The sequence below is a fragment of the Microvirga sp. BF8 genome, assembly GCF_059888585.1.
The window spans coordinates 20,106-32,107 of the sequence record NZ_CM187619.1; the positions used below are offsets into that span (position 1 = coordinate 20,106).

10 protein-coding genes are annotated in these 12,002 nt (G+C 55.0%); 8 read left to right on the top strand and 2 right to left on the bottom strand.

Annotation, left to right across the window (positions count from 1 at the left end; all coding sequences use genetic code 11):
- Positions 1-421: 421 nt before the first annotated feature.
- The 5 genes from AC522E_RS00080 (at position 422) to AC522E_RS00100 (ending at position 6,828) form a co-directional block, all read left to right on the top strand.
- On the top strand, positions 422-1,417 hold the full coding sequence (locus AC522E_RS00080) for a glycosyltransferase family protein (RefSeq protein WP_500748386.1): 996 nt from the start codon (positions 422-424) through the stop codon (positions 1,415-1,417).
- A 129-nt stretch (positions 1,418-1,546) separates the two neighbouring features.
- Positions 1,547-2,671 carry a glycosyltransferase family 2 protein gene (locus AC522E_RS00085; protein WP_500748387.1) on the top strand — a complete coding sequence of 375 codons (1,125 nt, stop codon included), beginning with the start codon at positions 1,547-1,549 and terminating at the stop codon, positions 2,669-2,671.
- Between the two features lie 512 nt (positions 2,672-3,183).
- The gene (locus AC522E_RS00090; protein ID WP_500748388.1) at positions 3,184-4,416 is read left to right on the top strand and encodes a hypothetical protein; all 1,233 of its coding nucleotides are present in this window, start codon (positions 3,184-3,186) and stop codon (positions 4,414-4,416) included.
- A 207-nt stretch (positions 4,417-4,623) separates the two neighbouring features.
- A complete protein-coding gene (locus tag AC522E_RS00095; RefSeq protein ID WP_500748389.1) occupies positions 4,624-5,901 on the top strand; it encodes an O-antigen ligase family protein in 1,278 nt (425 codons plus the stop codon).
- Positions 5,902-5,904: 3 nt separating this feature from the next.
- Positions 5,905-6,828, top strand: a complete 924-nt coding sequence (locus AC522E_RS00100) for an FkbM family methyltransferase (RefSeq protein WP_500748390.1) — start codon at positions 5,905-5,907, stop codon at positions 6,826-6,828.
- A 9-nt stretch (positions 6,829-6,837) separates the two neighbouring features.
- Here AC522E_RS00100 and AC522E_RS00105 read toward each other — a convergent pair whose 3' ends face one another.
- Entirely contained in the window at positions 6,838-7,614 is a 777-nt protein-coding gene (locus AC522E_RS00105; protein ID WP_500748391.1) for a right-handed parallel beta-helix repeat-containing protein, read from the bottom strand.
- Positions 7,615-8,040: 426 nt separating this feature from the next.
- Entirely contained in the window at positions 8,041-9,315 is a 1,275-nt protein-coding gene (locus tag AC522E_RS00110) for an alpha-amylase family protein (RefSeq protein ID WP_500748392.1), read from the bottom strand.
- A gap of 319 nt (positions 9,316-9,634) precedes the next feature.
- Here AC522E_RS00110 and rfbC point away from each other — a divergent pair, with 319 nt between their 5' ends.
- From rfbC to rfbA, 3 genes are read left to right on the top strand one after another with little or no spacing between them, the layout of a single operon-like run.
- A complete protein-coding gene (gene rfbC, locus AC522E_RS00115) occupies positions 9,635-10,189 on the top strand; it encodes a dTDP-4-dehydrorhamnose 3,5-epimerase (protein WP_500750806.1) in 555 nt (184 codons plus the stop codon).
- Positions 10,190-10,200: 11 nt separating this feature from the next.
- A complete protein-coding gene (gene rfbD / locus AC522E_RS00120; protein WP_500748393.1) occupies positions 10,201-11,094 on the top strand; it encodes a dTDP-4-dehydrorhamnose reductase in 894 nt (297 codons plus the stop codon).
- Between the two features lie 10 nt (positions 11,095-11,104).
- Positions 11,105-11,986, top strand: coding sequence for a glucose-1-phosphate thymidylyltransferase RfbA (gene rfbA / locus AC522E_RS00125; protein ID WP_500748394.1), 882 nt, complete (start codon positions 11,105-11,107; stop codon positions 11,984-11,986).
- Positions 11,987-12,002: the final 16 nt, after the last annotated feature.

The window sequence follows — 12,002 nt, forward strand, 5'->3', positions numbered from 1 at the left end:
ATTTCGTCAACTCCCGCCAGGGAAAGCGTGGGCGGGACGAACCTGCGTCGCCGACTTATGTGCGAAAGACGAGGGACTAATCCTGAAGAGGTATGTCCAAACTCTGGGGTTAGTCCTGCAAGTGGGCTTGTTGCGCCATTGTAAAAAACCCTACTGTATTTCGTGACGATTAAAGCGACCTGCAATCGAGTATAAGAAAACGATCAGTTGTCACTAACATGGCTAGCCCAGGCTTTATTTATGTAATCAGTATCGCAAGGTTCCGTGTCATGGCCGGAAGTGCCGCTAACATAGCAGGAAGCGCTCAGTGACCGTTGAAGTTCTCGCACGGTCGCTTTACCGCCGATTGGCTGATTCGATGGAGCGGACACGCCGGCGGCGGCTGAGGATACCAGTAGCAAATGCTACATACACGCCGCCCGTGATCTACTTTCTTGCTCCAGATTACAATTCACCCTCAGGCGGGGTCCGGACGCTCTATCGCCATGTTGACATCCTCAACTCCAGCGGGACGCCGGCATTTATACTGCATCAAAGCCGCAACTTTCGCTGTACATGGTTTGAGCACGAGACCCGAGTAACAGATCTGCAGAGTGCAAAGATCTGCGCAACCGACCTCCTTGTTGTGACAGAGCTGGATATCGATCTTCTCGATCGTCTTCCTGTCGGGACCAGGCACGTAATCTTCAATCAGGGCGTTCATCTGACCTGGACCCGCGCATGTGAGAACCTGCCTCGGCACTATGGAGCGCGTCCGGATCTTGCTGGTGTGGTGACAGTGTCCGATCATAGTACGGAGTTGTTGCGATACGCGTTTGATCCTCCTCGCCTGCAACGTATCCATCTCTCAATCGATCCTGGACTGTTTTATCCAGGGCAAGGCATTCCGGCGAGACGCATCGCCTACATGCCGCGTCGTGGAGCGAGAGATGCAAGGCCTGTCCTTGAAATACTACGCGGCCGGGGAACGCTGCGGGACTGGGAACTGGTGCCAATCGATGGCCTGACGCCATCCGAAGTTGGGAATATGCTGCGAACAACAAGGATTTTTCTATCGTTCGCAGACCAAGAAGGATTCGGCCTCCCTGCCGCCGAAGCTATGGCCTGTGCCAACTTTGTATGCGGTTTCCACGGCTTTGGAGGTCGCGAATTCTTCCGATCTGAATTCAGCGCGGCGGTTCCCTCAGGAGATATACTCGAGTTTGCGCGCACGGTAGAGGGCATCGTTGCACGTGATCGACTGGACTCGATGTGGTGCCGAGAGCGCGGTAACAAAGCTGCTGCATTCATCGCGGCAGAGTACTCACCCGAGCGAGAGCGCAACGACGTCATACAGACCTATACGGGGTTCTTACGGGAGCAGCAGGCGCAACCTTTGCGGGAGCAAGTGCCAGTGCCACGAGCGGCCGATGGATGAGAACGACACCGCTTCTTGGGCTCAGTATTCTAGGTCGACCCTTATTTCGCAGGGCGCACAAGCGCTTTTCGCTTTCGCTCGGTGAATATGCGCTTCCATATTGAACCTCACGTCACATGGGCTGGTAAGATGATGAAGACCCTCGATCGACTATCGCTCATTCGGGCCGGTGGAACGCTGAAGGCCGAACGTCCTATGACAAGAACTCCACACGTGAGCGTGGTCGTACCGTGTTATAATTACGGCCATTGTCTTCGGCAGTGTGTCGAAAGCGTCACAATTGGCCAGACAGGGATCGATATTGAAGTCGTTATCGTCGACGATAAGTCGACGGACGACAGTCTTGATGTTGCATTGTCGCTCCAAGCAGAAGATCCCCGGGTGCGAGTCATTTCGCATGAGATCAACAGAGGTCATATTCAATCATTCAACGATGGCCTGGAGGCGGCTGTCGGAGAGTATGTGCTGCTTCTCTCCGCGGATGATCTCGTCACTCCTGGAGCATTATCGAGAGCTGCGGCATTCCTTATGGCCGAACCCTCGGTCGGGATGGTCTATGGAAACGTCATCGATTTCGACACGCATCCGCCTCCAGCGCGAGTTGACAAGCCAGCATGGGTCATCTGGCACGGCTCCGATTGGCTCCGTGATCGATGCCGATCCGGATACAATGTAGTTTCTGGCCCCTCAGCCGTGATGAGAAGATCAGTCCTGAGGGCGATCGGGGGATACCGGCCAGACCTCCCTCATGCTGGCGACTTCGAGATGTGGATGCGGACCGCCGCCGTCTCAGACATCGGATTCCTCGCTGGAGTCGATCAGGGATACTACCGCCACCACACTGCCAATATGCACAAGAGCATGTTTCATTCGGGTACGGCCCATGGGCAGCTGATCGACATTAAGCAAAGATGGCTGTCCTTCGAGGCGGTCTTCACAGGTATCGGTCGGATGCTCCCTGAAGGACAGCAGCTTTTTGATGTTGCTCGTCAGACGATCGCATGCCAGGCATTGGAATATGCAAATTATGCTTATGCGAGAGGTTTTCTCACTTTCCCAGTAGAGAGTTTTGAGCAGTTTGCATCTCACATCTACCCTGACGTGAGCCAAACTCGAGCCGGTCGAGCGCTTGAACGAAGAAAGCGCCTCGGGATGATATCATTACCGCTTCATCCCTTGTGGACACCCTCGGCCATAGCCTGGAGATCGACTGAAGCCATGCGTGCATGGAGGCGACGCAGGATAGGTGTCTAGGCGCGGCACGTCATTCTGGCTGCAGTTTGATTCCATATACCCCGGTATCGAAGCTGTACCGCAACGGATCGCTTGATTTTGCGGAATAGCAGCGCATCCGGCAACGACATCAACTTCGCGACCGAAGCTTGGCTATGAGGTTGCGCTCGAGGTCCCAGATGTAAAGCGCCGTCGATCGCGACTATCGCTCGCGTGGCATGGTTCTGGAGTCCGCACGGGGGTCTATTCCTGGACCTGACGACCTTCCTCCTCGCCAGAATACGTCACCGCAGTTTAGCCACCTGCCGACGGGCCGGCTGACCCTAGCTGCCGCGCGCTGCACCAATGCATCCGAGCATGAGTGCTGAACTTCAGTAGATGGGGAATCGACAGGACGTCCAAGCGTGTGGCGTGGAAGTCGCGATGCATTCGGCAAGTCATCGCGTCAATCGAGGTACGTCTCAATTGCACACGAGACTCGGTGTGCTTTGGGTCATCATTCCTTTCCGATAGCGGTGAGGGCTGGAAGAAACATGAATCCCAATCAGTCAATAACAGGTCGAGACTCCCAGATCCTGCCAATTCCCATGCGTGATCCGCAGGCCCAGATGAACCGGATCAATGTATCCTGGATTTCGTCGACAAATGTCAGGCATCTCATCGAGCGGCTCATCGGGGTTGCTAAGCAGGGGCTTCCGCAGATGTATGCGGACGGGGGCTTCGTTCAAACTCTACGCGGGGTTCAGTCCAAATCGGGGCCTTCACTGCAATTGGAGGGCAGGAACCTGCGCTATTCCGCGATTGTTGCCTTAGGAGCGTCTTGCCTCGATATCGATGGACAAAAGGACATTCTTGGACTGCAGACCGCAGCCGAGTTCGCTCGCAACATCGTCGAGCAGGCAGAAAATAGTCAGGATCTCGGTGCCGTCGCCCTTACAGCTTGGGCAGCAGCGGAGATTGCCGATCACAGTGCTGCGAATCTCTTTGAGCGCCTTCGGTCTCTGTTCGCTGATGGCGTGATAATTTCGACAGTCGAATGCTCATGGGTACTCACGGCCGCGCTTGCAGGTCGTCATATCGCGGACACAGAGCAGCTGTGTAGTTTGGCAGCCGGCAGGTTAAGGGCTGCCCAGCGGCAAAGTGGCCTTTTCCCGCACATGTTGCCGAGCAGCGCAGGGGGGCAGCTTCGGAGCCACGTCGGCTCGTTCGCGGATCAAGTGTATCCGATCCAGGCTCTTGCGCGTCTCTCTTCTGCAGCAAACGATAAAGCCGCCTTGGAAGCTGCGAATGCGTGTGCGTCCAGGATTTGTGGTCACCAAGGCTTCTCTGGGCAATGGTGGTGGCACTACGATATTCGAACCGGTGACATTGTCGAAGGCTATCCCGTCTACAGTGTGCATCAGCACGCGATGGGACCTATGGCTCTGTTCGAGCTCTTGGAGGCCGGCGGATCTGATTACAGGCCTCAAATCGTAAAAGGCCTAAAGTGGTTTGAGGAGCGCCCGGAGGTCAATGTCGACCTGATATCTGAAGAGCATGGTGTCATCTGGCGAAAGATCGGCCGTCGGGAGCCAGCCAAGGCAATGCGTTCCATCTCGGCCGTGACGACCGCCATGAGCCCGGGAGCTCACATTCCAGGCCTTGGTCGAATTTTTCCGCCAAGGGAGGTCGACTATGAGTGCCGTCCGTATGAACTGGGCTGGCTCATCTATGCTTGGATGTCCGGGGGCATTGTCGGGAAACAGTCTCCGGGATGGCTCGGCTGAACCGATCTCATGAGCAGGCGACTTCACGCACATCATAGACACGCCGAGGCTGAGCTGGACGGTGAGGCGAATTGGCAGCGTAAGGGCATCTTACGCGAGTACGAGAGCCGAAGGCGTAAGTCTGATCCTTCGCTGTGTACCACAGCCTCGTCGAAAAGCCGGATCACTCAACTGGCCTGGCCTGCGGCTCTCCTTCTCGCAGCCCTCATGATTCCCTGGATCATTCAAATCGGCCCAGCCCGGCTTTCCGTCTATCGCATCATCCTGGTCCTGACGCTCGCGCCTGCTTTGGCCATGTGGTGCATGGGAAAGGCGGGAAAGATAAAGATCGCCGATATTGCCCTGTTATTCTACTCATTTTGGTGCGCCCTTGGCCTCATCCTGATCCACGGCGTCAATATCGCTCTTCAACCAAGTGCAATCATCTTCATCGAGACCATGGGGCCGTATCTATTGGCTCGCCTGTATATTCGAGATGCCGACAGTTTTTATGGCATGGTCAATCTTCTCTTCAAGTTGTTTATTCTTTTCCTGCCGCTTGCGCTTATCGAGTCTGTTACAAGTCGTAATCTGACGCTCGAGTTCTTCGGATATGTCTTTCCAACGCCACCCGATAGCCCTTATGAGCCGCGCTGGGGCCTCAGGCGGGTGCAAGGTTTTCTGGAGCATCCGATTCTGTATGGGGTCTTCACCGGCAGCATCGTCGGGATGGTGTACATGGTTCTCGGTTACAAGAAGCCGTTGCTTGTGCGCTTGGGGAAGACGGGTCTTGCGGCCCTGACAGCCATTCTCTGCATGTCCGCAGGGCCGATTACAGCCATTGTGGCGCAGCTCATGTTGATCGCCTGGAACGGCATCCTCCGAAGCAGCATCCACAGATGGAAACTGTTTTGGGGAATTGTAATCGCCATGTATCTATTTGTTGCGGTCGTCTCCAACCAATCCGTTCCGGAATTCTATATCGGACATTTTTCTTTTGATGAAGCTTCGGCTTACTACAGGGTTCTGATCTGGCGGTTCGGTTCCGCATCTGCCATGAATCACCCGTTCTTCGGCGTTGGTCTGGGCGAGTGGGAACGTCCTGATTGGATGCCTTACAGCATTGACATGTTCTGGCTCATTCATGCGGTGCTGAATGGAATTCCAGCTGCAATCATGATGCTGATTGCCTTTTTCTCGATCGTGATCCCTCTGAGCTTCAAAAAGGGCCTGGACGAGCGGCTCAACGAATACAGGATGGCGCACCTCTTCTCTATGGCAGGCTTTTTCCTTGTTGGTTGGACGGTTCACTTCTGGAACGGAACCTATGTCTTGTTTCTGTTTCTATTGGGAAGTGGGGTCTGGCTTATCGATGTTGAGACCAAACCTAGAATTGCTGCCGCATCCAAGGGGGCGCGCACAAGACACCCGTCGGCTCGGCCAAGTATTCCCCGTCGAAACCGTGATGGCCTTGGCAAAATGAATCTCCGCGAGGAGGCGAAGTAGACAATGGCATCCCTGAATTTTCGACAGAAAATTGACCGTGCGGCCGCCAGCTCAAGCAATGCAGTCCACAAGCTGCGCTGGGGTGTTCGCGCGGTTGGTATCCAAAGTACTCTTAGAGGCTCTTTTCGACTGCTGAAGCTGCGGCTGAACCGTCCGCTGCAAAGCCAGATTTCCCTTCGGTCTGGCCCAGTACTGCGGTTCAACTACCCGAGCCAGTTCCCGCAGGCGCTTGTCATGTTTGGGGATTTTATCGATCCTGAATATGCATTTTTGCGCGAGGTGGCGAACCTTGATTGGGTGATTGCCGACGTCGGAGCAGCCATCGGACAATTTGCTATCTATGCCGCGAAACTACCATGCTCGCTAGTCCATGCGTTCGAGCCGAGCGGAGCCAACGTGGCGACCTTTCGAGAGAATATCGCTGACAACGACGTTTACGATAAGGTGAAGGTCTACCAAATCGCATTGTCCGACTCGGAGGGAGAGGCCGTCTTTGAGACGTCGGGGCAGACATGGATGAGCCAGATCGCCAGCCACGCTGTGCAAGGAGGAGAGATAGTTCCTGTCAGGACATTATCGGACGAACTCGAGCATCTTGGCGTTTCACGTCTCTCCGTTCTCAAAGTGAACGTCGCTGGCTTCGAACCAAAGGTGCTTGCTGGTGCAACTGCGTTCCTGGAAACTGGGAAGGCCGATATTTTGATCCTTCTGCTAGGACTTCCCTCCCTCTCCGTTTACGAGAGAATATCCCACTACGGCTATCGGTTCTTCTACTATCATCCAGTCGAAAGAGCACTTTTCGAGGTGAAAGAGTTTGATGAGCGATCTGTCCTAGGCCAGCAACCATGGCCCGCAAGACACATCATTGCCGTTCATTCCACCGCAATTGCCAATGGAATATGCTCGTCCATTTCAGTGCCCTCGTGAAACCGGGCTTTAGCGCTGATACTGGAAGTCACGCTTGGACGGATCGTTTCGACTGTCTATCGGGAAGGTAGGCCCTAGCTCACGATTTCCGCTCATGACGGGGGAGTTGTTATTGATGGAATAGTATCCGTAATAGCCCTTCTGGAGGTAGTTGTTGGTCAGCGAGACGCCCGAGATCGAGCCGCCATTGAACTGGCCATCGACATAGACGGTATAGCCGCCGCCGACCAGGTAGTTGTTGTCGACCTTGACGTTGGAGACCGAGCCGAAATAGTTGTCGATCATCAGGGCCGAGGTCTGGGTGTTGTCGTTGATGACCGTGTTGTGCTCGATGGTGATGTTGGAGGTGCCGCCATCGACCTCGATGCCGTCGTAATGCGGGGCGCCCGAGGCCTTGAGATTGTGGATGTAGTTGTCGCGGATGACGGTGTCGCCGCCATTGAGGGTAATGCCGTTCTCGACATTGTAGATGTTGTTGCGCAGGAAGGTGCCGGTGCCGAGGATGCCGTGCGAGCCGGAGTTGTTGCTGCCGGTGCCGTTGATCTCGGTGTCCTGCACCGTGGTGCCGTCGACGCCCGGCTTGATGTACACGCCCCAGTAGCCGGTGAAGGTGATCTTGCAGTTCTTCAGAGTGACGTTGTCCGCCTCAATGATCACCGGTCCCTTGATGTCCAGGCCCTCGACAACCGCGCCTGCCTTGGTGATGGTGATGCCCCCTGACGCATTCAGGGTCACCCCAGACGGAACACCCGTATTCGTCGCATTCGGAGCGCTTGCCCAATCCAAGGTGGCTCCTGCACCCACATGAGGTTCAGAGCGCACGATGTCGGCAATGGGGTAAATGTTCGACTCGGCTCTGTCAGCGAATAGGTCCGAAGCCAATCCGAGCGTGATCAAGACAAGACCGACTGTGGAAATTGACGCGCCAAACAAAGACGCCCTGGGACCCTTTTCGCACTGGCGACGGGTTCTGCTCAACTCTCCATCGTGATGTGGTCGTTCAGGTAACATTTGAATGACCTTTGCCCTGCTGGACTAGGAACGCATCATGCTACGGAACGAACTAGGTCTTTCTATATCTTCTAACGCGACGATGTCTTCTCGACCATGATGATCATAAATATGGGTCAATCGATAACTGAGGCATGGTCTCAGGAGACTGGCGACACGAGTCCTTGCACCATAAATTCTCTCGGAGGTCGTGCTCCGCAGTTAATTCGCCCCCGTTTGAAATCGATAGAGATGCACATCGTATCCGGAAAACTCATCCTCGAAAATCCCATTGGAAGGCCGGAGAATGCGCTCTTCACCAATCACCTTCACCGTCGCAGCGCGCGATGTATCTATCTTAAATCGAGCCTGGATCGTCTGATTGGAGGTTGATGCGGCGAAGAAGTAGGTGTCGGCGCCTGACGACTTGAGCATGGCCAGAATCGACCGCGTTTCGTCGACAAGTATTAATTCTGGACCGTCCTGATCGTTCAGAACCGGTGCAAGCGAGTTGAGTTCCTCATTGACCCGGCGGACAGCCTCAACGGCATCCAGATGCCGAAATATCCCATCCTCCCGAAAGCCATGGGAAAACTCGTGAACGAAGTAAACGATCCCTCTTGCGCCGGCTATCACTGCAAGCCAAACCTCTGCCCGAATCTGACGCGGACTTGGACGATCGCTGTCATGCGAGATTCTGGTCGTTTCTATAACTGTCCACACAGAATAAGCCTCGTGAGCCCATTTCCGAAGATTGGCAACACCACGGGCGACGTATCCGAGGCGTCCCTTGATCAGGCCCGCCGAAGACGCCACTGGATAAACGTCGAAGGAGGCAATATCGACATCTTTGGATGCTTCCGTGTAGTAGTCTAAATCCCCCGTGCAAGTCCCGCGCCCCGGCCATGTTGGATCTGCAATACCTCTCCCGAAGTTGACCATAACGGGACGCGTGGAATCACTTCGCTTCATGAGACGCGTCCGCTTGGCAACGGAAGCTGGCGGCACACAGGTCACACTCAAGCCAAGAGCATTCTCCTGAGCATTGTCCGGCTCATCGGGATGCATCCACGCCTTTATGATGCTGCTATGGCGAAAGGAAAGACTGAGATCATTCTGCTCGGCGACGGCAAACAAGCCATTGCGCTCGAGATCTGCCAATTGTTCCTTTGTTGGCCCGCCCCACAAGCCAACGAAGGTATTGATACCCAAAGCCTTGTAGGCGGCACCATTGCTCGGGGATTGCAGCCAAACTCCAATTGGGATGAATGATGGATCCGTTGGAAAGCCATTCGGAAACCTCTCCGTTCCGAGCCTCCGGTCCCTGTTAGGTGCCTCAGCGTTAACCAGGCCGCCAAGGAAAGGAAAAAGCGTTATGCCTATAAGAAAGAGCTTTACGATCTGCTCGGCTGTATTCCGCGCAGTTCGCAGCCGATATTTCCCCGATGCTCCATCGAGTGAGAAAGCATTAGACTGTGCCGTCGGACGAGTTTTCATATGAATCTGGAGCGGCCTGTGCCCTTCACCTGGGGGTTCTATCCGGCATCCATAGGGACCGGGGGCATTCGCGCAATGGCAATTGCGGATACTCAACCTGTTTAGGTGGCAATTTTTAAAAGCGGTTTATAAATAAAGCAGCAGTTCTGATAGTCGAGAATAGATGTTGAATTTTGAATCGAGAGACTGTTTGGTTATGATAGTTTGGGATAGGGCCGCGTTAGTGTTATGGAATGGCTTTTGTACTTCGTCTCTGCGAGACCGGCGCCTAGTTGGGTTGTAAATCGCTGTAATTGATGCAAGGAGCACAGTGACCGTGTTGAGTGTCGAAGCGAGCACTTTGCCTGATGTAAAAGTCGTCGAATCCGACCTGTTTTCGGATCAGCGTGGCTATTTCACGGAAATCTATAGCCAGCCCGCTTTCACCGCGGCCGGGATCCCGGAGACCTTTGTCCAAGACAATATGTCTCTCTCAATTCATTCGGGCACCGTCCGCGGGCTGCACTATCAGCTTCCACCCTTCGCACAAGCGAAACTGGTGCGGGTCGGCCGTGGGCGTATCCTGGACGTCGCTGTCGACCTTCGCCGCTCCTCCTCGACATTCGGGCGTCATGTTGCCGTTGAGCTTTCAGCCGCCAACCGTCGTCAGCTGTTCATTCCTGTAGGATTTGCCCACGGGTTCTGTACGCTCGAGCCCGATACGGAAGTCTATTACAAGGTAAGTGCTCCTTATTCTCAGGCTCACGATCGCGGTTTGGCATGGAATGATCCTGCCCTTGGTATTCGGTGGCCTGTTGCAGCCGAGAGTGCCATCTTGTCCAGTAAAGATACTCACCATCCCAAACTAGCCTCATTGGCTTCTGACATATTCTAAGGACCATCCCGGTGCGTGTGCTTGTCACTGGTCAAGATGGACAGCTTGCCCGGGCACTTGCCGAGCGTGCATCCCACCATGGGGCCATCGTTACTTTAATTGGGCGTCCTCGGCTGGATCTTGCCGTACCTTCTAAGGTCGGAAGCGCTCTGTCGAAATTCGAGGGAGACGTCATTGTCAATGCCGCGGCCTATACCGCTGTCGACCAGGCGGAACGCGAGCCGGATCTAGCGAATCTTATCAATGGTGCAGGCGCGGGCGCTGTGGCTCGTGCTGCGGCACAAATGAAAATTCCGGTGATTCAGATATCGACGGACTATGTTTTCGACGGCACCTCCGCGAAGCCATACAGGGAGGATGCCGTTCCACATCCTTTAGGGGTCTATGGCGCCTCAAAACTGCTCGGCGAACACGCGGTCGCCGCAGCGACGGCCAATCATGTGATTCTCCGGACGGCGTGGGTTTATAGCCCGTTCGGCAAGAACTTTGTCAAGACGATGCTTCGGTTGGCAAGAGAAAGGCGTGAGATTGCCGTAGTTGGCGATCAGATCGGGTCTCCAACGAACGCCCTTGATCTAGCCGATGGCATTCTGATGGTTTGCCGCCATCTCACCAGTCGGCCTGATGATCCGACATTGCGTGGCATCTTCCATATGACCGGATCGGGCAAGGCCAGTTGGGCAGAATTCGCACACGCGATCTTTGCCTGCTCCGGTAGTTTGGGCGGGCCCTCCGCCCAAGTCCAGTCGATCGAGACCAGGGATTACCCTACGCCCGCTCGAAGGCCAGCTCAGTCCCAGCTAGATAGCAGTCGGCTCGTGGCTATCCACGGAATCACTCTTCCCGCGTGGCGCATATCCTTGAAGACCTGCGTCGCGCGCCTCATCGCTGAGGCAGCATACTAGGAGCAACTTTATGAAAGGCATTATTCTGGCTGGTGGCTCGGGCACGCGACTGCATCCGATGACTTACGTGACATCGAAGCAGCTGCTCCCCATCTATGACAAGCCGATGATCTACTATCCTTTAACAACCCTCATGCTGGCGGGAGTGCAGGATATCTTGATTATTTCAACGCCTGACGATCTTCCGAAGTTCAAGCAATTGCTGGGCAATGGTGCGCGCTGGGGCCTTCGGCTGTCTTATGCGGTGCAGCCAAAACCAGAAGGACTGGCGCAAGCTTACGTCATTGGCGCGGATTTCGTCGCTGGGGGTCCTTCCGTTCTGATCCTGGGTGACAACGTCTATTTTGGCCACGGGCTGCCCGAGCTGCTTGCTTCGGCGAGCCGACGGCGCACAGGCGCGACGGTCTTTGCTTACCATGTCACCGATCCAGAGCGGTACGGTGTGGTGGATTTCGACGAAACGGGGAAAGCAGTCTCAATCGAAGAGAAGCCCGTCAAACCGCGATCCAACTGGGCGGTCACCGGTCTCTATTTCTATGATTCGCAGGTCGTGGAAATTGCCGCGAGTCTCAAGCCTTCTGCTCGCGGTGAATATGAGATTACTGACGTAAACCGGGCATATCTCGAGAACGGTCAGCTTCAGGTTGAACGAATGGGGCGTGGATTTGCTTGGCTTGACACGGGTACGCCGGATGCGCTCGTGGAAGCAACGGAGTTCGTTCGCGCGCTAAGTAACCGACAGGGGTTCCGAATCGCTTGTCCAGAAGAAATTGCGTTTAATCTCGGTTGGATCGACCGGCAGCAGCTTCTCAGCCTCGGGCGAGAGCTGGCGAAGAGCTCCTATGGACAGTACATCCTCCAGATCGCCGAGGGTGCCGCCGCGAACGTCTGATCATCGGCCCGGGAGT

Bases quoted from the DNA above. Each gene is read 5' to 3' on its own strand.
- AC522E_RS00085 (WP_500748387.1), top strand. From the start codon at position 1,547: ATGATGAAGACCCTCGATCGACTATCGCTCATTCGGGCCGGTGGAACG.
- AC522E_RS00090 (WP_500748388.1), top strand. From the start codon at position 3,184: ATGAATCCCAATCAGTCAATAACAGGTCGAGACTCCCAGATCCTGCCA.
- AC522E_RS00095 (WP_500748389.1), top strand. From the start codon at position 4,624: ATGATTCCCTGGATCATTCAAATCGGCCCAGCCCGGCTTTCCGTCTAT.
- AC522E_RS00100 (WP_500748390.1), top strand. From the start codon at position 5,905: ATGGCATCCCTGAATTTTCGACAGAAAATTGACCGTGCGGCCGCCAGC.
- AC522E_RS00110 (WP_500748392.1), bottom strand. From the start codon at position 9,315: ATGAAAACTCGTCCGACGGCACAGTCTAATGCTTTCTCACTCGATGGA.
- rfbA (WP_500748394.1), top strand. From the start codon at position 11,105: ATGAAAGGCATTATTCTGGCTGGTGGCTCGGGCACGCGACTGCATCCG.